General features: G+C 68.8%; 22 protein-coding genes. 20 read left to right on the forward strand and 2 right to left on the reverse strand.

Going from position 1 to position 21,424, the window contains the following annotated elements; translation table 11 throughout:
- Window positions 1-10: 10 nt before the first annotated feature.
- Window positions 11-460 (reverse strand): MarR family winged helix-turn-helix transcriptional regulator, encoded by a 450-nt coding sequence (locus AC07FN_RS31125; protein WP_478398814.1) that lies wholly within the window; start codon window positions 458-460, stop codon window positions 11-13.
- 121 nt (window positions 461-581) lie between these two features.
- On the opposite strand from AC07FN_RS31125, the gene AC07FN_RS31130 reads away from it, so the two are divergent.
- The 10 genes from AC07FN_RS31130 to AC07FN_RS31175 all read left to right on the forward strand — a co-directional run bounded on the left by AC07FN_RS31130 (window position 582) and on the right by AC07FN_RS31175 (window position 12,552).
- The gene (locus AC07FN_RS31130; RefSeq protein ID WP_478398815.1) at window positions 582-1,004 is read left to right on the forward strand and encodes an SPW repeat protein; all 423 of its coding nucleotides are present in this window, start codon (window positions 582-584) and stop codon (window positions 1,002-1,004) included.
- Between the two features lie 164 nt (window positions 1,005-1,168).
- A complete protein-coding gene (locus tag AC07FN_RS31135) occupies window positions 1,169-1,366 on the forward strand; it encodes an STAS domain-containing protein (protein ID WP_478398849.1) in 198 nt (65 codons plus the stop codon).
- Between the two features lie 81 nt (window positions 1,367-1,447).
- Window positions 1,448-3,244, forward strand: a complete 1,797-nt coding sequence (locus AC07FN_RS31140; RefSeq protein ID WP_478398816.1) for a thiamine pyrophosphate-requiring protein — start codon at window positions 1,448-1,450, stop codon at window positions 3,242-3,244.
- Window positions 3,245-3,291: 47 nt separating this feature from the next.
- Window positions 3,292-4,350: an enolase C-terminal domain-like protein gene (locus AC07FN_RS31145; protein WP_478398817.1), complete on the forward strand. Its 1,059-nt coding sequence runs from the start codon at window positions 3,292-3,294 to the stop codon at window positions 4,348-4,350.
- A gap of 13 nt (window positions 4,351-4,363) precedes the next feature.
- Window positions 4,364-7,303, forward strand: a complete 2,940-nt coding sequence (locus AC07FN_RS31150) for an FAD-binding and (Fe-S)-binding domain-containing protein (RefSeq protein WP_478398818.1) — start codon at window positions 4,364-4,366, stop codon at window positions 7,301-7,303.
- Window positions 7,304-7,308: 5 nt separating this feature from the next.
- Entirely contained in the window at window positions 7,309-8,331 is a 1,023-nt protein-coding gene (locus tag AC07FN_RS31155) for an SDR family oxidoreductase (protein ID WP_478398819.1), read from the forward strand.
- Window positions 8,321-10,084 carry a glycoside hydrolase family 15 protein gene (locus AC07FN_RS31160; protein WP_478398820.1) on the forward strand — a complete coding sequence of 588 codons (1,764 nt, stop codon included), beginning with the start codon at window positions 8,321-8,323 and terminating at the stop codon, window positions 10,082-10,084. The genes AC07FN_RS31155 and AC07FN_RS31160 overlap by 11 nt, the downstream gene beginning before the upstream one ends.
- 795 nt (window positions 10,085-10,879) lie before the next feature.
- A complete protein-coding gene (locus tag AC07FN_RS31165) occupies window positions 10,880-11,311 on the forward strand; it encodes an ATP-binding protein (RefSeq protein ID WP_478398821.1) in 432 nt (143 codons plus the stop codon).
- Complete coding sequence (locus AC07FN_RS31170; protein WP_478398822.1) at window positions 11,308-12,123, forward strand: RNA polymerase sigma factor SigF; 816 nt, start codon at window positions 11,308-11,310, stop codon at window positions 12,121-12,123. The genes AC07FN_RS31165 and AC07FN_RS31170 overlap by 4 nt, the downstream gene beginning before the upstream one ends.
- A 162-nt stretch (window positions 12,124-12,285) precedes the next feature.
- On the forward strand, window positions 12,286-12,552 hold the full coding sequence (locus AC07FN_RS31175; RefSeq protein ID WP_478398823.1) for a hypothetical protein: 267 nt from the start codon (window positions 12,286-12,288) through the stop codon (window positions 12,550-12,552).
- A 134-nt stretch (window positions 12,553-12,686) separates the two neighbouring features.
- Here the strand turns inward: AC07FN_RS31175 and AC07FN_RS31180 are convergent, their stop codons facing one another.
- Complete coding sequence (locus tag AC07FN_RS31180; RefSeq protein WP_478398824.1) at window positions 12,687-13,295, reverse strand: DUF4383 domain-containing protein; 609 nt, start codon at window positions 13,293-13,295, stop codon at window positions 12,687-12,689.
- Window positions 13,296-13,564: 269 nt separating this feature from the next.
- On the opposite strand from AC07FN_RS31180, the gene AC07FN_RS31185 reads away from it, so the two are divergent.
- The 10 genes from AC07FN_RS31185 (at window position 13,565) to AC07FN_RS31230 (ending at window position 21,395) form a co-directional block, all read left to right on the forward strand.
- Entirely contained in the window at window positions 13,565-14,539 is a 975-nt protein-coding gene (locus AC07FN_RS31185) for a TIGR03557 family F420-dependent LLM class oxidoreductase (RefSeq protein ID WP_478398850.1), read from the forward strand.
- Between the two features lie 159 nt (window positions 14,540-14,698).
- Window positions 14,699-15,166 carry a hypothetical protein gene (locus AC07FN_RS31190; RefSeq protein ID WP_478398825.1) on the forward strand — a complete coding sequence of 156 codons (468 nt, stop codon included), beginning with the start codon at window positions 14,699-14,701 and terminating at the stop codon, window positions 15,164-15,166.
- Entirely contained in the window at window positions 15,163-15,414 is a 252-nt protein-coding gene (locus AC07FN_RS31195; RefSeq protein ID WP_478398826.1) for a monovalent cation/H+ antiporter complex subunit F, read from the forward strand. The genes AC07FN_RS31190 and AC07FN_RS31195 overlap by 4 nt, the downstream gene beginning before the upstream one ends.
- Entirely contained in the window at window positions 15,411-15,698 is a 288-nt protein-coding gene (locus AC07FN_RS31200) for a monovalent cation/H(+) antiporter subunit G (protein WP_478398827.1), read from the forward strand. Before AC07FN_RS31195 ends, AC07FN_RS31200 begins: the two co-directional genes overlap by 4 nt.
- Window positions 15,695-15,931 carry a Na(+)/H(+) antiporter subunit B gene (locus AC07FN_RS31205; RefSeq protein WP_478398828.1) on the forward strand — a complete coding sequence of 79 codons (237 nt, stop codon included), beginning with the start codon at window positions 15,695-15,697 and terminating at the stop codon, window positions 15,929-15,931. Before AC07FN_RS31200 ends, AC07FN_RS31205 begins: the two co-directional genes overlap by 4 nt.
- On the forward strand, window positions 15,928-16,680 hold the full coding sequence (locus tag AC07FN_RS31210) for an MnhB domain-containing protein (protein ID WP_478398829.1): 753 nt from the start codon (window positions 15,928-15,930) through the stop codon (window positions 16,678-16,680). Before AC07FN_RS31205 ends, AC07FN_RS31210 begins: the two co-directional genes overlap by 4 nt.
- A complete protein-coding gene (locus AC07FN_RS31215) occupies window positions 16,677-17,024 on the forward strand; it encodes an NADH-quinone oxidoreductase subunit K (protein ID WP_478398830.1) in 348 nt (115 codons plus the stop codon). Before AC07FN_RS31210 ends, AC07FN_RS31215 begins: the two co-directional genes overlap by 4 nt.
- A gap of 1 nt (window position 17,025) precedes the next feature.
- Window positions 17,026-18,834 carry a complex I subunit 5 family protein gene (locus AC07FN_RS31220; protein ID WP_478398831.1) on the forward strand — a complete coding sequence of 603 codons (1,809 nt, stop codon included), beginning with the start codon at window positions 17,026-17,028 and terminating at the stop codon, window positions 18,832-18,834.
- A 226-nt stretch (window positions 18,835-19,060) separates the two neighbouring features.
- A complete protein-coding gene (locus AC07FN_RS31225) occupies window positions 19,061-20,476 on the forward strand; it encodes an MFS transporter (protein WP_478398832.1) in 1,416 nt (471 codons plus the stop codon).
- A gap of 178 nt (window positions 20,477-20,654) precedes the next feature.
- On the forward strand, window positions 20,655-21,395 hold the full coding sequence (locus AC07FN_RS31230; RefSeq protein ID WP_478398833.1) for an alpha/beta fold hydrolase: 741 nt from the start codon (window positions 20,655-20,657) through the stop codon (window positions 21,393-21,395).
- The last annotated feature ends 29 nt before the right edge of the window (window positions 21,396-21,424 follow it).

The following is a 21,424-nucleotide window of genomic DNA, read 5'->3' on the forward strand; positions in this document are numbered from 1 at the left end:
GATGGCTGGATCAGCCGTGTGGATAGGGCATCAGGTCGGCGAGTTCGCTGTCGGTGGCGGCGAGCGTGGCCAGCTTTGTCAGTGTGTTGGCCGCCGTGGCGACTTCGTCGGGGTCGAGTTTCTGGAGCAGCCGGGTCAGGGCTGTGCGTCGCCACGCCAGCACCTGGTGGACGAGTCTTCTGCCTTCGGTGGTGAGCGCCAGCGTGACCACGCTGCGGTTGTCGCGTTCGCGCGTCCGGGTCACGAAACCGGCCGTCTCCAGCCGGTCGGCGAGGCGGGTTACCGACGACGCGTTGAGTCCGAGGGCCGCGGCGGTCTTGGACGACGCGAGCGGCCCTTGCTCGTCGAGGACCGACAGCACGCGGAACTGTGCGACCGAGATCGTCTCGTCCTCGACCTGGGCCAGGCTTCGGGTGGCCAGGCCGACCAGCATGCGCGTGACCTTCTCGAACGCATCCACGGGATCGGCCGCGACGGTGCGGCTCCCGGCTCCGGAAGCTTTCACATGCGCAAGTCTTGCATAGTGCAAAACTGCATGTCAACCTGGTAATAGCACCTGGAGCACGAAGAGGGGGTGCATCATGACGAGTCAACAAATTCCTCTCGCCCGGCGGACGGATCTCGCGGGGTTGCGGCATCGCTACGAGGAAGCCGCGGCAACGTCGACCGCCCAGATCGTGGACGGTCTGATCGTGCTGGCCGGGTTGTACGTCGCCCTGTCGCCGTGGATCGTCGGGTTCGCGGGCTCGGCGGCACTCGCCGTCAACAACCTGGTGATCGGGCTGACGGTGGCCGGGCTGGGTCTTGGGTACGCCTCGGCCTTCGGCCGGCTGCACGGCATGTCCTGGCTGTGCCCGCTGCTCGGCATTTGGATGATCATCTCGCAGTGGGTCATGAACGGCGCCGTCTCCACCGCCCCGGTCGTGATCAGCAACGTGATCAGCGGTGCGATCGTGGTCGTGCTCGGAGCCGTCGGCGTGACCATGGCCGTGCAGCGAGGCTGAACGGCTCATGTCGGCCAGCGGCCGCGAACCCTTCCGCGTGACGACCACACGGCCCTGCCGTGACGTGGTGGTGCTGCGCTTCACGGGGGATCTCAGCGAGACCGAGATCCCCCGCCTCTGGGACTTGGTCAAAGTATCGGCTGCGTTCCTGCGTGCGGACCGTGGTGCTCGACCTCAGCGACGTGTCGTCGATGAGCGAGTCCGGGGTGAGGCTGCTGGGTACGGCCAGGAAACACGCCGCTGTCAACGACACGCGGCTCATCGTGCGGGGCAACGCTGTCGTGCGCCAAGCGCTCTGTGCGGTGAGCCGCGCGGTCGGCGCGAACTCCGTCGATGTGCGCCCAGGCGGCTCACCGCGTTAGCCGGGGCGCGCTTCTGGGTAGGGCCAGGCAAGCCGCCGCCAACAGGTTTTGGCGGCGCGGCGGATGCGAGGAGGTGCGGTAGTGTCGGAACTGGTGGCGGATTTCGTCCTTCGCCGACTGCGGGAATGGGGCGTCGAACACGTCTTTTCCTATGCCGGTGACGGGATCAACGGTTTGCTGGCGGCGTGGGAGCGGGCGGAGAACCGGCCTCGCTTCGTGCAGTCGCGGCACGAGGAGCTGGCCGCGTTCGAGGCGGTCGGTTACGCGAAGTTCTCCGGTCGTGTCGGGGTGTGCGTGGCCACGTCCGGTCCGGGCGCGATCCATCTGCTCAACGGTCTCTACGACGCCAAGCTCGATGGGGTGCCGGTGGTCGCGCTGATCGGCCAGACGGCGCGCAGCGCCATGGGTGGGTCCTACCAGCAGGAAATCGACCTGATGGCGCTCTACAAGGACGTCGCTTCCGAGTACCTCGAGATGGTGATGGTGCCCGAACAGCTGCCCAACGTGCTGGACCGGGCCATGCGCACCGCCCAGGCGCGGCAGACGGTCACCGCGGTCATCATCCCCGGTGACGTGCAGACGCTGGAGTACTCACCGCCCCGGCACGAGTTCAAGATGGTCCCCTCCAGCAAGGGGATCTCCGGGGCCTCCGTGCTGCCGGATGAGGACGGGTTGCGTGCCGCGGCCGAGATCCTCAACGCCGGCGAACGGGTCGCGATCATGATCGGCCAGGGTGCGCGGGACGCCGCAGACGAGGTGATCGCGGTCGCCGACCAGCTCGGTGCCGGGGTCGCCAAAGCACTGCTGGGCAAGGACGTGCTGCCCGACGACCTGCCGTTCGTCACCGGCGCCGCGGGCCTGCTCGGGACCAAGCCGTCGTATCAGCTCATGCGTGATTGCGACACGCTGTTGATGATCGGGTCCAGTTTCCCGTACAGCCAGTTCCTGCCGGAATTCGGCCAGGCGCGCGGGGTGCAGATCGACATCGACGCGAACCGCATCGGCATGCGCTACCCGTTCGAGGTCAACCTCCTCGGCGACGCCCGGCATACGCTGCAGGCGCTGGCACCGCTGCTGAGCCGCAAGGAGGACCGCTCCTGGCGGGAGACCGTCGAGCAGAACGTGCGCGACTGGTGGGAGGTCATGGACCGCCGCGCCCACGTGGACGCCGAACCCCTCAACCCCGAACGGGTCTTCCACGAGCTCTCCCCGCAACTGCCCGACAACGTCATCCTGACCTCGGACTCCGGCTCGGCGGCCAACTGGTACGCCCGCCACCTCAAGATCCGCCGTGGGATGCGGGCCTCGCTGTCGGGCACGCTGGCGACGATGGGCCCGGGTGCGCCGTATGCCACCGGGGCCAAGTTCGCCCACCCGGACCGGCCGGTCATCGCGCTCGTCGGTGACGGCGCGATGCAGATGAACGGCCTCAACGAGCTGATCACCATCGGGCACTACTGGCAGGAGTGGGCGGACCCGCGGGTCATCATCGCGGTGCTCAACAACGGCGACCTCAACCAGGTCACCTGGGAGCTGCGTGCGATGAGCGGTGCCCCGCAGTTCGTCCCGTCCCAGCGGTTGCCCGACATCGGCTACGCCGCCGTGGCCGAAGATCTCGGTCTGCGCAGTACCAAGATCGACGATCCCGGCCAGGTGGCCGACGCGTGGCGGCAGGCGTTGGCGGCCGACCGTCCCCATGTCTTGGAGTTCGTCACGGACCCGTCGGTCCCGCCGATTCCGCCGCGGGCCGACCTGGACCAGATGGAGAAGGTCACCAGCTCGCTGCTCAAGGGCGATCCGGAGGCATGGTCGGTGGTCCGGGAGGGCGTGAAGGCCAAGGTGCAGGAGTTCCTGCCGGGAAAGCGTGACCGCAGGTGAGCACCTCAGGTGCGCGAATCGGACGGTTGCGGGCGAGTGCGTATCGAGTGCCGACCGACCGCCCGGAAGCAGATGGAACGCTGGCGTGGTCGGGGACGACCCTCGTCGTGGTGCGCGCCGACGTCGGCGGTGAGGTCGGGCTGGGGTGGACCTACGCCGACGCCGCGTGCGTCGACCTGGTGCACGGTGTGCTCGCTGCCGCGGTCGAAGGCGGTGACGGGCTCGACGTGCCGGCGGCGTGGCAGTCGATGCAGCGCGCGATCCGCAACCTCGGGCGCCCTGGTCTGGTGTCGTGCGCGATGTCCGCAGTGGACATCGCGCTGTGGGACGCCGCCGCACGTACGGTGGGGCTCCCGCTGTGCCGGCTGCTCGGGCGAGCGCGGGAATTCGTTGCCGTCTACGGCAGCGGCGGCTTCACCACCTACGACGACCGCCAGCTTTCCGAACAGCTGGAACGCTGGGTAGGCCACCTCGGCCTGCCGGCGGTGAAGATCAAGATCGGGGAGCGGTGGGGTTGCGCGGTCGATCGCGACCTCGACCGGATCGACCTGGCCCGCAAGGTAATCGGGTCGCAGGTCGAGCTGTACGCCGACGCCAACGGTGCCTACACGCCGGCTCAGGCGGTGCGGGTGGGACACGAGCTCGATGCACGTCGTGTGGTGTGGTTCGAGGAGCCGGTGTCCAGCGACGACCTCAGTGGGCTGCGCCGGGTGCGGGATGCGGTCGGTGCGGATGTGACCGCGGGCGAGTACGGCTACCAGCTGCCGTATTTCGCCGCGATGCTCGACGCGGAGGCGGTGGACTGCCTGCAGGTCGACATGACGCGCTGCGGTGGTGTCGGGGAATGGCTGCGCGTCGCGGCGCTGGCCGCCGCGCGCAACCGGGAGATCTCCGGGCACTGCGCCCCGAACCTCAGCGCCCACGTCGCGCTGGCCACGCCGAACATCCGGCACCTGGAATGGTTCCACGACCACGAGCGCATCGAAACGCTGCTGTTCGACGGGGGACTGGACCCCGGCGGAGGCGAGGTCCGAGCCGATCTCTCCTGTGCGGGACACGGCATGACCTTCAAGGACGCCGACGCAGAACGTTTCCGGGTCGGGTGAAAGGAGCCGGACGATGACGACGACGGACCTACGACGGTCTCGTGCCTCCCACGCGGCTCTCCAGGCGGATCTGCGTCGGGAGGTCGACGGTGAGGTCCGGTTCGACGCCGGCAGCCGCGGGGCGTATTCGACGGACGCCTCGAACTACCGCCAGGTCCCCATCGGAGTGGTCCTGCCGCGCAGCATCGAGGCCGGGGTGCGCGCGGTCGCCGTATGCCGGGAGCATGACGTGCCCGTGCTCTCCCGCGGTGGCGGCACCAGCCTCGGCGGCCAGTGCACGAACACCGCGGTCGTGCTCGACTGGAGCAAGTACTGCAACCGGCTGGCGTCCGTCGACCCCCGGGCACGTACCTGCGTCGTCGAACCCGGTATCGCCCTGGACGACCTCAACCGGCAACTCGCCGAACACGGTCTCACCTTCGGCCCGAAACCGGCCACCCACAGCCATTGCACGCTCGGCGGGATGATCGGCAACAACTCCTGCGGGGCCAGCGCCCAACGCTACGGAAAGACCGTCGACAACGTGTCGCAGCTGGAGATCCTGACCTACGAGGGCTGCCGCACGTGGGTCGGCAAGTCCACTGAGGACGAGATCAGTGCCCGGATCGACGAAGGCGGCGCGCTGGGTAGCTTGTATGCGCGGTTGCGGGATGTCCGCGACCGCTACGGCGACGAGATCCGCGCACGATTTCCCGATATCCCACGGCGGGTCTCGGGCTACAACCTCGACTGCCTCCTCGGCGAGCACGTCGACCTGGCAGGACTGCTCGTGGGCAGCGAGGGCACCCTGGCCACCGTGCTGCACGCCGAGATCGACCTGGTCCCGGTGGTTCCCGCGTTCGCCATGCTCGCACTCGGCTACCCGGACATCACCGCGGCCGCCGACGCCGTCCCCGACATCCTCGCGCACTGCCGGCCGATGCAGCTGGAGGCCATCGGCGGCGAACTGGTGCACTTCATGAAGGAGGAAGGGCAGTTCCTCGACTCCGTGGCGATGCTGCCTGAAGGCAACAGCTGGCTGATGGTCCAGTTCGGCGGCGACACCACCGAGGACGCCGACGGCCAGCTGCGCTCGTTGCTGCGCGCCCTGGGCAAATCCGAGTCCGACGACGACGTCGCGATCTCCGAGGAACCCGAGAAGGAACAGCAGATGCTCAAGGCACGCGAGGCGGGGCTGGGTGTCACTGCCCACCCGCCGGACATGCCCGAAAGCTGGGAAGGCTGGGAGGACTCGGCCGTGCCGCCGCATCGGTTGGGCGATTACCTGCGCGACCTGCTGGCGTTGTTCGCCGAGTACGGATATGAGCGTCCCGCGCTGTATGGCCACTTCGGACACGGGTGCGTGCACATCCGGATGCCCTTCCGCCTCAAAACCGGACCCGGTGTGCGCACCTTCCGGGAATTCCTCCACAGCGCCGCTGACCTCGTCACCTCCTACGGCGGATCACTCTCCGGCGAGCACGGAGACGGCCAGGCCCGGGGCGAACTGCTTCAGCGCATGTTCGGCCCGACGATCGTGACCGCGTTCGAGGAGGTCAAAGAAGCCTTCGACCCTCGCAACCGGATGAACCCGGGCAAGATCGTGCACCCGTACCGCGTCGACCAGAACCTCCGGCTGGGGGCCGACTTCCACCCGGCGGCGCCCGCCACGTTCCTCGGTTTTCCCGACGACGGCGGCAGCTTCGCGCAGGCGGCGTCCCGCTGCGTCGGGGTCGGCAACTGCCGCCGCAGCACGGGTGGCGTGATGTGCCCGTCCTACATGGTGACGGGGGAGGAGGAGCATTCCACGCGCGGCCGCGCCCGGCTGCTGTTCGAGATGCTGCAGGGTCACCAGGACACCCCGGTTCGTCACGGCTGGCGCTCCACCGCCGTCCGCGACGCGCTGGATCTGTGCCTGGCCTGCAAGGGCTGCAAGTCCGACTGCCCGGTCGGTGTCGACATGGCCACCTACAAGGCGGAATTCCTCGCTCACCACTACCGCCACCGCCTACGCCCGGCCTCCCACTACTCCCTGGGCTGGCTCCCGGTGGCAGCCCAGTTCGCGCAGCTGGCGCCGCGTGCGGTCAACGCCGCACTGCGGGCACCGGTACTCGGCCCGGCAGCCAAATGGCTCGGCGGCATCACGCCGCAGCGCACACCGCCGCGTTTCGCCCCCGTCAGCTTCCAACGCCAGTACCGCCACCGCGGCGGCTCAGCCTCTCCGCAGCCAGGCGACCGGGACACGGTGCTGCTGTGGCCGGACACGTTCACCAACCACTTCGACCCGCGCATCGCCCGTGCCGCTGTGGACGTCCTGGAGGCCGCGGGAATGCGGGTCGCGGTGCCGACGCAACCGCTGTGCTGCGGGCTGACCTGGATATCGACCGGTCAGCTCGGCGTGGCGAAACGGGTCCTGCAACGCACGCTGCGCGTGCTGCGCCCGTGGCTGGAGGCCGGCACACCGATCGTGGGACTTGAACCCTCGTGCGGCGCGGTGTTGCGGGCCGACAGCCGGGAGCTGCTCCCGCACGACGAGGACGCACAGCGGTTGCGGAACCAGTTCCTCACCCTCGCCGAGGCGTTGCGGCAACACGCCGCCGCGGACTGGCGGCCACCGCAGGTCGGCGGTCAGGTCATCGTTCAGGAACACTGCCACCAGCACGCGATCCTCGGATATGACGCCGACACCGAGATCCTGCGCCAGGCCGGCGCCGACATCGACGTCCTCGACTCCGGATGTTGCGGCCTCGCCGGGAACTTCGGGTTCGAACGGGGCCACTACGACGTGTCGATGGCCTGTGCCGAACGAGTCCTGCTCCCCGCCGTCCGGGCGGCGGACCCGACCACCGCGGTCGTCGCCGACGGGTTCAGCTGCCGCACCCAGATCACGCACGCCGAACCGACTCGGCAGCCCCTGCACCTCGCCGAGCTGCTGCGGTCCGGAATGCCACCGTCATCGCAGGCGGGGAGGTGACGGGCGTGTCGCAGGTCGTGGTGGTCACCGGCGCCAGCGGCGGGGTCGGCCGTGCACTCGCGCGTGCCTACGGGCGGCGTGGGGCCAAGGTGGCGCTTCTCGCCCGAGGGCGCGCAGGTCTGGACGCCGCCGCGCGCGAGGTGCGCGACGGTGGAGGCACACCGTTGGTGTTGCCCTGCGACGTCGCCGATCACGAGCAGGTCGACGCGGCTGCCGAGCGCATCGAGGCAGAGCTGGGGCCGATCGACACGTGGATCAACACCGCGTTCAGCACCGTGTTCGCCCGGTTCGACGACATCGGCCCCGAGGAGTTCCGCAGGGTCACCGAGGTCACCTACCTCGGCTTCGTCCACGGGACCATGGCCGCGTTGCGCCGGATGAGACCACGCGACCGGGGCGTCATCGTCCACGTCGGTTCCGCCCTGGCCTACCGGGGTGTGCCGCTGCAGTCGGCCTACTGCGGCGCCAAGCACGCCATCCAGGGTTTCCACGAGTCGCTGCGCAGCGAGCTGATGCACGACCGCAGCAACGTCCGGGTCACGATGGTGCAGCTGCCCGCGGTCAACACCCCGCAGTTCTCGTGGGTGCGGTCCCGGCTGCCGCAGCACCCCCAACCGATGCCGCCGATCTACCAGCCGGAAGTCGCCGCCAGCGCCGTGGTCCACGCGGCCGACCACCCACGACGCCGCGAGTACTGGGTAGGCGGCAGCACCGTCGGCACGCTGATCGCCAACGCGATCGCCCCCGGCGTCCTGGACCGCTACCTCGCCCGCAGCGGCTACGCCGCCCAGCAGAACGAGCGCGTGCACGACCCCCACCGGGCGGACAACCTGTGGGAGCCCGCCGACGAAGCAGGCCAACGGGACTTCGGTGCCCACGGCGTTTTCGAGCAGCAAGCGCACCCGCGCAGCGCTCAACTCTGGGCATCGCAACACCACGGCGTGCTCGCCGCCGTGACCACTGCGCTGGCGGCGACCGCCGCAGGTGTGCTGGCGCGCCGCAGGAAGCAGATCACCGGTGGCCGGTAAGGCGTCCTTCCAGCCCCACGTGCTCCGCGAGTACGCCGTTCTCGCTGACGGCTACCGCGGCGCGGTGTGCGGGCCCCGCGGCGACATCGCGTGGATGTGCGCGCCGCTGTGGCACGACGACGCCGTGTTCTCAACATTGCTGGGTGGCGCGGGTCAGTACGTGGTCGAGCCCGTGGACCCCTTCGTGTGGGGTGGCTGCTACGAGCCCCGTTCGCTGATCTGGCGCAACCGGTGGGTGACCACGTCGACGATAGTCGAATGCCGGGAGGCCCTGGCCCGGCCTGGCGACCGGGACCGGGCGGTGTTGTTGAGGCGGGTCGAGGCCGTCGATCGCGCGGCCCGACTGCGGGTCGAACTCGACGTCCGCGCCGGGTTCGGCGAGCATCCCGCCCGGGATCTCGCGCTGGATGACTCCGGCCGCTGGACCATGCGCAGCGGCGGGCTGTGGGTGCGTTGGTCCGGTGCCACCGAGGCGGTGGTCGGCGACGACGGGGTACTGCGGTTTGATCTCGCGGTACCCGCCGGGGGCCAACACGATCTCGCGCTCGAAATCTCCCGCGCACAGCTCGGAAACCCCGTCGAACCCACACGCGCGTGGCGCGACACCGAAGCCACGTGGAACCAGGAGATCCCCGAATTCAGCGACCTCGTCGCACCTCGGGACGCGCAGCACGCCTATACCGTGTTGCGCGGGTTGACCATGCCCGGCGGCGGAATGGTCGCCGCAGCCACGATGTCGCTACCCGAACGCGCCGAGCAGGGCCGCAACTACGACTACCGCTACACGTGGATCCGCGATCAATGCTACGCCGGGATCGCAGCGGCAACCGCCGGCGAGATCGGCATCCTCGACGATGCGGTGTCGTTCACCACCGCGCGCATCCTGGCCGATGGCGACAAGCTCCGCCCCGCCTACACCATCGACGGCGGGGTGATCCCCGACGAACAGCACCTGCCCTTGACAGGCTACCCGGGTGGGCAGACCGTCGTCCGCGGGAACTGGGTGACCCGCCAGTTCCAGCTCGACTCGTTCGGCGAAGCGCTCCAGCTCCTCTCCGAAGCCGCCCGTCTCCACCGTCTCGACGAAAACGGATACCACGCCCTGCAAGTGGCCGTCTCCGCGGTGGAACACTGCTGGCAGCAGCCCGAAGCAGGCTTGTGGGAGCTGCACGACGACTGGTGGACGCATTCGAGGCTGGCCTGCGTCGCCGGCCTGCGCGCGGCGGCTCTGGTCGCCCCACGCAGCAGTGACGCAGCCGCGAAGCTGAGCCTCGCCGATGCGATCCTCGCCGAAACGTCACGACGCTGCCTGCACCGCAACGGCTACTGGCAGCGCAGCCCAAGCCTCACCGGACCGGACGCGGCCCTCCTGCTGCCACCGGTACGCGGCGCACTTGCACACCACGACCCACGGACCGCAGCGACCCTCGACGCGGTGCGCGAGGACCTCACCGAGGACGGCTACGTCTACCGCTTCCGCCACGCCGCGCGCCCGCTGGGTGAAGACGAAGGCGCGTTCCTGCTGTGCGGATTCATCATGGCCATCGCCGAACATCACCAAGGCAACGACATCGCCGCACTGCGCTGGTTCGAACGCAACCGAGCCGCCTGCGGGCCTCCCGGCCTGTTCTCCGAGGAGTACGACGTCAGCCAACGGCAACTCCGCGGCAACCTACCCCAAGCCTTCGTGCACGCCCTGCTCCTCGAAGCCAGCGTGCGCCTGCGCACAGCCACGCCACGCGCCCACCAGTGACGCGAGCACGCATTCGCGGCGGCGATATCTGATCCTCCAGCGCCCACTGACCAGCGAAAGGAAAGTGTCGCGAGGGACTTGTGGGCCCGGTGGTTGAGTTCCGTCCCGTGGAGCAGCAGCGTTGGCCCTGTTCCAGGAGTGAGCACGGTGCTGGCTGGGAGGGTGTGCGGACGTTAGGGTTGGAGGCCTCGGCTGGGACTGCTGGCCGAGAGGAGACCGCACGAGGAAATGCGACAGCCAGTTGGAGTGTTCGCGTTGGTTCCTTCGGGGTCTGCCTGTTGGAGTGACAGGCATCGATGTCGTTGCGCCGGATCAGCCTTGTTCTTCTTCGCTGGCTGCCCTCATCAGGAGGTGCAGCGGCATGACCACGACTTTCCCCGTCCCTGAGCAGGCGATGACCGCCGGTCTTGGCGACACGGCCGCTCCGGCCCGCACAGAGCCGACGACGCGTTTCTGGGTGCGGCGTCCCAGCCGCCACATCGTCGTGGTCGGTGCGACCGGCGACCTGGATACCGTGACCACCCCACGATTCGCCGAGCTGGATCTGGGCTTGCGGCGACGGTGTGCTTGTCGCTGTCCCTGCCGGCGAGGTCGAATTTCCCGTTGCTGCGCTTGTACTTCCGTTGGTGTTGGTGGTCCCGGGCGTGTGCAAGCCGCTTCGCGCCGGATTGCGGGACGGCCTTGAGCCGGCCACCTGCCGGCCTCGGGTGGGCGAATGTCGTTTGTTTGGTGGTGGGCGGCGCTGGGTAGGGCAGCGGCTGTGAACAACATGTGGAACCCGATGGAGCGTGCCAGATGAGCGTGTCATGGCAGCCCGTCCATTCGGGCGGGACCGCGACGACCTCCAGTGTGGTGGAGGTGCGGGCTGCGGCCCGGCCGGGCTCGTTGACGGTGATGCGAGTGGTGGCCGCCGATATCGCGATGCGTGCGGATTTCGACGTGGACGCGATCGCTGACGTCCGTTTGGCGGTGGAAGAGGCCTGCGCGTCGCTGGTCAAGCTCGCGGATCCCGAAGAACCGTTGGTGTGCCGATTCAGCAGTGATGACTGCCGGATGGCGGTCACCGCCGAGGTGACCAGTGCACATCCGGTCGGGCCGAGCACCGCAACGTTGAGTTGGCGGCTGCTCACCGCGCTTGCGGACTCGGTGACCAGCGAGGTCTTGCGGCCTGCGCATTGCAGGCCGCTCGTGCGCATCGAGATGACCAAGGAGGTGGACACCGGGTGAGCGATACCAAGCCCGAGGCCGGCCGAGGTGAGTACGACGCGCTGTTCCCGCTATTCATCAAAATGTCCACATTGGACAGAAATGATCCGGGGTACGCTGCGGTGCGCGACGAGTTGGTTACCGGTCACCTGCCGGTCGCCGAGCACATCGCTCAGAGGTTTCGTCAGCGAGGCGAGTCCTACGAAGATCTCGTCCAGGTCGCCACCGTCGGTCTGATCCATGCCGTCGACCGATTCGACCCCGGCCGCGGGATCAGCTTCCTTTCCTTCGCGGTGCCCACGATCACCGGCGAGGTACGACGGCACTTCCGCGACACCGGGTGGTCGGTGCGCATGCCGCGCAGGCTGCAGGAACTGCACCTGGCTGTCTCGGGCGGGATATCCGCGTTGACCCAGGAGCTGGGGCGGGCCCCAACGCCCAGCGAGTTGGCCCGCCATCTCGACCTCGGTCTCGATGAGGTCCTTGAAGGCCTGGAAGCCGGTAATGCCTACCGCAGTTCCTCGCTGGACGAGCTGATCACCGACGACATCCCGCTGGCCGATGCTGTGGGCGTCGACGACGAGGAACTCGCCGAGGTCGACGACCGCGAAACGCTACGTCCATTGCTGGCCCAACTCCCCGAGCGCGAGCAGCGCATCCTGCTCATGCGATTTTTCAAGGGCATGACTCAAACCCAGATCGCCCAGCAGATCGGCATCTCCCAGATGCACGTCTCCAGGCTCCTTGCCGGCACCTTGGCCCGACTGCGTCGACAGGCCGCCCCGGCCGAACCCGTCGATGCCGCGCCGGCCGCCAGGGCTGCGAGCGCCTGACCGCAAGCCCCGGTGGAGGCCACGATGTTCGCGCCGACTCGGCATCCGCAATCAGCGGTGACGCTGTCGTCATGGCTCGTTCCCCCACGCGCGGGCTCAAGTAGGGGCGGCCTCACTGCCGATGGGACAGGTATGAGGCATGGCAGGCAACCACGCGGGACGGTGCCGGATCCGGAACTGCTGGCGCAGGTCCGCAACCTGGCGGAGGTGGCGGCCGGCCTCGCTCCGGCCGCGGCCGCAGCCGCGTTCGAGGTGCTGCTGGACGTTCACGGAAGGGCGGACGTCGAGGCGGCCGTGCGCCAGGTGGCCGGCCTCGATCGCGCCGATCCGGCCGCGTCGGCCGGTGAGGTGGTGGAGGGCTGCGTAGTGGCCAGCACGGACATTTCCCGTGCCTCCGCTGCCCCTGGTCAGCGGCGCGTAGGCCGGTGAGCCCGCACGCGGGGTCGAAGCGACGTTGGTGCCGCAGATCGTGACGTTCGTTCTGGTTGTTCCCGCTGCGGCTTCCGGGTTCCCACAAGCTGACCGGTGATCCCGCAGCGGGGTCGAGCCAAGTGGGTGCCGGGCTACTGGCTGTCGTCGCCGCGGCGCGTCCGGTGCTGGTCTTGGGCTTGCTTGCGGGCTCGTTCCTGCTGGACTGCCCGGGCTTGTTCCGGGCTGGCGGTGCCTTCTGCCACGGAGACTTCAGCGTCGATCAGTCGCTGTTCTCGCTCATCGGCTCGATCAGCTCTGAGTTGCTCGTCGGGATCGGGGCGGTCGGTGCGGACCGGATGTTCCCGGCGGTACGGGTTGTCCGGCGGGAGCCCGCCCGAAACGCGCCCGTAGAACCCGAGCAGAAGCATCAGCAATCCAGCGATAATGCAGAACAGGGCGGTGGAGAGCGCGAAGTCGAGCACGTTCCAAGATGTGTGCAACAAGGCCAGGTGGATGATGCCGCCGAGGAGGAACACGGCACCGAGGACCGTGCTGACCGACGAGGCGACCCGGCTTCCCCACAGGGCTGAGCTGATCAGGATCAAACCCGCAACAAACGTGCTCAGCGAAACCGCGCTGCTCATTGTCAGCCCAGGAATGGCGTATCCAGGCGTCCACGGAAGCTGCAACACTCCGACTACCAAGAGCGCGGCGCCGAGCACGGCGGCGCCGAGCCGGTGCGTCAGGTGGACCCGGTTCAACGAGATACTCACGGCTCGCCTTCTCTTAGTGGGGAAACGACTTTCATCTCTTGACTTTCCCGTTCGGGAAGTTGTGAAACTCGTGCCGAACGTGAGCTCCGGCCAGCCAACCCGCCACCTCAAGCTCGACCTCGATGAGGCAGGTCCAGGACGACCTGGCGGCCTGCAACGCATACCGCACTTCATCACGGCCGAAAATCTCTTATCCACAGTGGATGAATGTGGTCGACACGCACATACCGGGGTGGCGTGCCAGCCTGGGTGGCATGGTGCGATTCGGATGCACGCTGTTGACCGAGCAGTCCGGGCCTCGGGAACTGGTTGCGCATTCCGCGGCGGCTGAGCGCGCGGGCTTCGACTTCGAGGTGATCAGCGACCACTACTTCCCCTGGCTGGACGAGCAGGGCCATTCGCCGTACGCCTGGAGCGTTCTCGGGGCGATCACGCAGGCCACCGAGCGGGTCGAGTTGATGACCTTCGTGACCGCGCCGATCATCCGCTACCACCCGGCGGTAGTCGCGCAGAAGAGCGCCACCGTCGGATTGTTGTCCGACAACCGGTTCACGCTCGGCGTCGGCGCGGGGGAGAACCTCAACGAGCACATCGTCGGCCGCGGCTGGCCACCGGCCAACGTGCGGCACGAGATGCTCGCCGAGGCACTGCACATCATCGGCGCACTCTTCGACGGCGGTTACGTCAACCACGCCGGTACGCACTACCGGGTCGATTCGGCCAAGCTGTGGGACCTGCCGTCGCAGCGGGTTCCGGTGGCCACCGCGATCTCGGGTACGCAGTCGATCCAGCAGTTCGCGCCGCTGTCCGATGCGATGATCGCCGTCGAACCGAGCAGCCGGCTGTGCCAGGAATGGGATTCCGCCGCACCGAACGGAGCGTCCCGCAAGATCGGGCAGGTCCCGGTCGCGTGGGGGCCCGACCGCGATGCCGCCGCCGCGCGCGCCTGGGAGCAGTTCCGCTGGTTCGCCGGGGGGTGGAAGGTCAACGCCGAGCTGCCCGGCCCGGCCGCGTTCGCCGCCGCCACCCAGTTCGTGCGCCCCGAGGACATCACGGCCAGCATCCCGTGCGGTCCCGAGGTCGCTCCGATCGTCGAGTCCGCGGCGGCTTTCTGGGAGGCCGGCTTCACCGACATCGCGCTGGTCCAGATCGACATCGATGCCGACCCGTCCGGGTTCTTCGACTTCGCGCAGCGCCAACTCCTCCCCGCGCTGCGTGCAGCCGCACCTTGATCACCGGCACGATTCGACCATCCTCATGGGACACATCAACCTCGTCTCGTGCGCAGGGATTGGCGCTCGTGGTTGCCGGGTAGCCGGTGCGGACAACGCATTCGGCCCGGGCGCGGAAGCCGGTGTCGGCAGCTCGGGCTCGACCGAGCGAGGTGGGCGATGTTGGACGCTACGGTTGAGGTCCTGGCTTGGTGGGCGGTGCTGCTGGCGTTGTGGGTGACCACCTTGACCACGCTCACGGCTTGGGAGGTCGTGGCCGGTGCGGTCGTGGCGCTGCCCTGCGCTGTGGTGGCCCGCGCGGTGCGGGTCGTCCTCGGGTGCCGGTGGTCCGTCCGGTTGCGCTGGGTGGCGTGGCTCGGCCCGTTGATCGTCGCGGCCATCACCGACGCTGGCGAGCTGGTGGCCAAGATGATTCGAAACACCACGCCGCGCAGTCGTTTCCGAGCCATTCGGCTGCCGGCTGGCGCGTCGGCTGCGGAGCGCCTGGGGCGGCATGCGGTGACCACGGCCGTCCTGTCCGGGACGCCCTCCACGGTGGTGACCGACGATCACGTCGACAACGGGGGGATCGTCCTCCACCAGTGGGGATCCGGCGGCGACAGGTTGGTGCGGGCGGTGCTGCGTTGAACGGCTGGCTGCTCGCGGCGGCGGTGCTGATGGCCGGCGGTCTGGGGCCGGCGCTGCTGGTCGGTGCCCGGGCGGGACCTGGGGGTCGGCTCGTCGGGTTGCAACTGGCCGGCAGCGTCGCGGTGCTCGTGGCGCTGCTCCTCGCGCACGGATACGGGCAGGCGGCGTACCTGATCGTTCCTTCGGTCCTGGTGGTGCTGTCTGTGACCGGGAACCTCGTCTTCGCCCGCCTGCTCAGGAGGCGATGATGGGACTGCTCAGCCAGGCGCTGCTCGTCCTCGGGGTCGCGGTCGTGGTGGTGTTCTCGATCGCCGCCGCCGTGCGCGAGCCGCTGCCCCGTCTGCACTTGTTGGCGCCCGTGACATCGCTGGGAGCACCGATGATCGGCATCGCGGTGGCGTTGGATTCCGGGGTGTCGCTGAGCGCCGTGTTGGTCATCGCCATCACGGCCGCGATCGCGGTGACCGGCCCAGTGGTGCAGGTAGCGATCGGGCACGCGATCGCCCACCGCCAATCAGGTTCTCCGACATGACCGCGGTGCTGGTCCTCATCGCATTGGGCCTGCTCGCCGTGGGCGGTACTGCGGTCGTGCTGGCCGGCGACCCGGACCGCCAGGCGATCACGTTGTCGATCTACGGGCTGCTGATGGGGCTGCTGTTCCTGCTGTTGCAGGCGCCCGACGTGGCCCTTTCGCAGTTCGCGATCGGGACCGCCGTCGTGCCGTTGCTGGTCATGCTGACGCTGCGGAAGGTGCGCAGGCGATGAGCCGCGCGGTCCGCTTCGCGGTGTTCGCCCTCGGGGCGGCCGGCACCGCAGCGGTGGTGGGGGCCGCCTACTTCCGGGTGCCGGAATTCGGCAGCGCGTTCCACCCCTACCGGGACTTGGCGGTCGAAGCCGCTGGGGACCATCGCACCGCCAACGCGGTTTCCTCGGTCAACTTCGATCAACGCGCGTTGGACACGTTGGGGGAGGAGCTGATCTTCCTGGGCTCGGTGGTGGGTGCGACGGCATTGCTGCGTCCCCTGCGCGCCGAGCTGGTTCGTTCCCGCGAGCAGGAGCCGACCGTGCCCGTGCTGCCCCTGACAGCCCTGGCGGGATACGTGCTGACGCCGCTGGCGCTGCTGCTCGGCGCGGACATGCTCGTGCACGGCCACCTCACGCCAGGCGGCGGCTTCCAGAGCGGAGTCGTACTCGCCACCGGTGTGCACCTGCTCTACATCGCCGGTGATCTGCCCGCGCTGCGCCGGCTGCGCCCGCTGGCCTGGTGCTATTACGTCGAGGCGCTCGGCGTGGGTGCTTTCGTCGCCATCGGGATCGCAGGTTCGGTGTCGGGGTTGGCTTTCCTGGCGAACGTCGTCCCGCTGGGCGCCTTCGGCGACCTGCTGTCCGGAGGCGCGGTTCCGCTGCTGAGCTTCGCGGTGGGCTTCGAGGTGGTGGCAGGAGTGATCGTGCTGGTCGCCCAGTTCCTGCACCAGACCCATGACCTCACCACCGGTTCCGGGGGGCGAGGATGACCGCCTGCCTGTACGCCACGGCCTGCTGGCTGCTGCTCGTCGGATGCTTCGGCATCGTGCGCAGCCACGACCTCGTGCACGCGGTCGTCTCGCTGTCAGTAGCTCAGTCGTCCACTTACGTGCTGCTGCTGGGCACGGGGTTCCAATCCGGCGCCCGCGCACCCGTGTTCACCCCCGATCTGCAGCCGGGCGCGCCGGTGGTCGATCCGGTGGTGCAGGCCATGACGCTGACCGACATCGTCGTCTCGGCCACGGTGACGGCGCTGCTGCTCGCGCTGACCCTGCAGATCGCCAAGCAGCACGGCACGACCGACCCGGACGAGCTGCGCGCGCTCAAGGGTTGACGTGCCGGGCCTCGTGGAGCAGGTTCCCGCGCTGGCGATGGCCGTTCCCGTGGTGGCGGCCTGCCTCCTGCTGGCGTTCGAACACTGGCTCCCGCGGCAGTTGATCGATGCAACGGCGGCGACCGCCGCAGGGCTGGTGTGCGCGGGGTGCGTCTACGTGGCTTGCGGCACCGAGGTCGTGCACAGCTGGATGGGCGGGTGGGGACCACCGGCGCCGGTCGGCATCGCGCTGGTGGCCGATCGCACTTCGGCAGGCATGGTTGCTCTTGCGGCGCTGTTGACCGTGTGCGCGCTTTTGTTCAGCTGGAACTACTTCGAGTCCGTCGAGGCGCACTTCCACGTGCTGATGCTGCTGTTCCTCACCGGGATGGCCGGATTCTGCTTCGCCGGCGACGTGTTCACGATGCTCGTGTTCTTCGAGCTGATGGGCGCGGTCGCCTACGCGCTCGCGGGGTACAAGGTCGAGGAGCCCGAGTCGGTGCAGGCCGGGTTCAACTTCGGTGTGATCAACTCGGTGGGCGCCTACTTCTCGCTGTTCGGCATCGGGATCCTGTACGCGCGCACCGGGCAGCTGGGGCTGGCCCAGGTGCGGACCGCGCTGGATGCCGCCCCGCCCGATGCGGCGATCATCGCGGCCTTCGTGCTGATCTCGACCGGGTTCCTGGTCAAAGCCGCTGTGGTGCCATTCCACTTCTGGCTCGCCGACGCGCACGCGGTCGCCCCGACGCCGGTGTGCGTGCTGTTCTCCGGCGTCATGGCCGAACTCGGGCTGTACGGCTTCGTCCGGGTCCAATCGGTGGTGTTCGACGGTGTGCTGCCCGAGGACCGGATGCGACCGGCGTTCCTCGTGCTCGGCCTGGTGACCGCGGTGGTGGGGGCGGTCCTGTGCGTCCTCCAACACCACCTCAAACGCCTGCTGGCCTACTCCACGATCGCCCACATGGGGTTGTTCCTGGCGGCCCTGTCCGCAGTCCCGGCCACGGCCGGTGTGCTGCTGTTCGTTGTCGCGCACGCGGGGATCAAGGCGATGTTGTTCCTGGTAGTCGGCGTGCTGCTGGACCAGCACGGCACGGTTGACGAAGCCGAGCTGCACGGACGCGGCGGGCCGCGGTCGGTGCTGTCGTGGCTGTTCCTGGTCGGTGCTCTCGCGCTGGCCGGCCTTCCGCCGGCGGGCATCGCCGCGGGCAAGGCGACCGCGGAGGAGGCAGCCGGGCCGTGGATCTCGGTGCTGTACGTGCTCACCTCGGCCGTCGCCGGGGCGGCCGTGTTGCGCGCCGCGGTGCGGATCCAGTTCGGGGTGGGCGCTCGCGCGCGCGAGCCGCGCCCGTCGGAAGTCATCAGCGGCGCGCATGAGCAGTCCGAGATCCCGCAGCGCCAACGCCGCGAACCCGTCATGACGATGATGGCGATCCTTGTGCCCGGGCTGGTGGGGATCGGTTCTGGACTTGTGCCGGCCTTCCCCGATGTCGCGGGCGCATTCGCCCTCGCCGCCGAGCAAGTGCGCAGCGGTGCCGCTTACTCCGCACAGGTGCTGGGCGATGGCGGAAGCGCCCTGATCCCGGTCGCGGCACCACATTGGACCGCTACCGGGATCGGGTTGTCGTTGCTGTCGACAGGATTGGCGGTCGTCCTCGCCGCACTGGCGGTTCGTCCGCCGCCCATTCCTCGTGTGCTCGGGCCGATATCGCGGCGCTGCATCGACGTCCTGCACGAGGTGCACTCCGGACACGTCGGCGACTACGTCGCCTGGCTCCTGCTCGGCGTCACGGTCCTCGCTGCGCTCATCGCCGTGCCCGTCCTGCTCGGCTGAGCACATCGACGCGAGGTATGGGAGAAGACGAAGCGGGGTAGTTCAACGAAGACGACTCCTGGCGGATGCGGAACCGCCCGGCGGCTCGGGTGCGGGCGGAGCGGGGAGTTTCCGGTTCAGTGGGGGGTGTACAAGGCAGGAGGGGACGTTCGCGACGGTCTACCTGGGCCCGAATCCTGCGCTTTCCGGTGCAGCAGTGAGCCGTTGATGTGGGTGGGGGCTTGGTATGGAGGCGACCGACGGGCGGCGTGATCGGCCCGGGAGCCGTGGTGATGAGCCGAAAGCGACCATTGTGGACGAGCGGCAGGCCAGGCGGGCCGTCGCCGCGGCCGCCGTCGGCAACACCGTGGAATGGTTCGACTTCGGCGTCTACAGCTACATCGCCGTCGTCATCAGCCAGGTCTTCTTCCCGCCCACCAGCTCGACCGCGCAACTGCTGTCCACCTTCGCCACGTTCGCGGTGGCGTTCCTGGTCCGGCCGCTGGGCGGGTTCTTCTTCGGGCCGCTCGGCGACCGCATCGGCCGCCGGAAGGTGCTGGCCACCACCATGGTCACGATGGCGTTTGGGACGCTGGCGATCGGGCTGATCCCGAGCTACGCCACGATCGGGATCTGGGCGCCGGTGCTGTTGCTGGTGGCCCGGCTCGTGCAGGGCTTCTCCACCGGCGGCGAGTACGGCGGCGCGGCCACCTTCGTGTCGGAGTACTCGCCGGACCGGCGGCGCGGGTTCATGGCCAGCTGGCTGGAATTCGGCACTCTGACCGGCTATTCGCTGGGCGCCGCGCTCGTCACGGTGCTCACCGTCACGATGTCGCCGCAGGACCTCACGACCTGGGGGTGGCGGATCCCGTTCCTGGTGGCCGGCCCGCTCGGGATCATCGGGCTTTACCTGCGCTTCCGGCTGGAGGAGACGCCCGCGTACCGCAAGACCTCCGGCGACGAGCAGCCGCAGGCGGCGGCGACCTGGCGCAGCCTGCGCACCATCTTCGGCAGCCACTGGCGGTCGATGCTGAAGTGCATCGGGCTGGTGCTGGTGTTCAACGTGACCAACTACCTGCTCACCGCCTACATGCCGACCTACCTCTCGGCCGTGCTCGGCTTTCAGCACACCAGCTCGCTGGCCCTGGTGCTGGTGGCGATGGTGCTGGTGATGGGCCTGATCGTGGCGCTGGGCCGGTTCTCCGACCGCATCGGCCGGCTGCCCATCGCCGGGTTCGGCAGCGTCGCGCTGATCGTGCTGTCGTTCCCGGCGTTCCTGCTGATCGGCCAGGGCAGCGTGGCGGCAGTGCTGGGCGGTCTGCTGATCATCGGCCTGACGCTGATCTGCTTCAGCAGCACGATGCCTTCGACGCTGCCGGCGCTGTTCCCGACCGAGATCCGCTACGGCGCCGTGTCGGTCGGGTTCAACATCTCGGTCGCGCTGTTCGGCGGCACCACGCCGCTGGTCGCCGAAGCGCTCGTCGCGGCTACCGGCATGAAGGTGGTTCCGGCGTTCCTGCTCGTCGCGGCCGGAGCGGTGGGCCTGGTCGCGGTGCTCTTCACGCGCGAACCCGCGGGCCGCGCACTCCCCGAGGAACGGCCCGCCGCGTCCGACCGCGCGGAGGCGCAGCAGCGCGTCGAGGAAGAGCGCGACCAGGAGTGAGGTTGGACGCCGTGGCTGATCGGGCAGACAGCAGCGGCGGCGTATCCGCCGGCTGCTCTACCCGTTGGGTGCGATCGAGACCACCGTCCCCTGCGCGCTCAGATCGTCCCTGCCTCCCGCAGCGGGCCCTGATTCGTGGGCAGGGTATGCAGAGCCCTGAGGTGGGTAGCCCCTGGAGATGGAGCAGGAGCTCACGGACATCGGTGGCACTGTGCTGGCGTCGTGGCACGTTGCCGGCGAATCGCCACCAGCTGTGTGCCTTCATGGAGCTGGGGTGTCCAGCAGGGAGATGCTCCCCCTCTTGTCAGCACTGCACGGCAAGCGTGCGGCGTGGTCGGTGGACCTGCCAGGCTACGGGGCCAGCGAGCCCGTACGCGCGCCGATTGAGATCGGTGTGTTCGCCGACGCTCTTGTCCTGTTCCTCGACACCACTTTCGCTTCTCCTATCTACCTGCTGGGTTGTTCCTCGGGATGCCAGGTCGCCGTTGATCTGGCCGTGCGATATCCCGAACACGTTCGCGGCTTGGTGCTGGTAGGCCCCACGGTCGATGCCCAGGCTCGGTCGTTCCCGCGTCAGCTTTGGCGTTGGGTGCGCAACGGCGTCCACGAGCCGCGTGGACTGGGAGCCCTGGTCCGCCGTGACTACCGGGATGCCGGGCCACGGCGGGTAGCAGCAGCGTTTCGGGCAGCCCTGTGCGATCCGATCGAGGACAAGCTGCCGAAGGTCCAACAGCCAACGTTGGTCGTGCGCGGCGAGTACGACAGGATGGTTCCGAACGACTGGGCGGAAGAAGTCACCCGCCTGCTTCCCCAGGGGAGGCTGCGGACCTGGCCAGGAGCCGCTCACATGGTTCCCTTCGCCGACCCGTCCGGTCTGGCCGACGCACTCGATGAATTCGTCTCGGAGGTGCAGCGGTGAAGCCTGGGCGAGCAGTGGCCTCCTTCGAC

The organism is Saccharopolyspora sp. NPDC045941 (genome assembly GCF_056431445.1).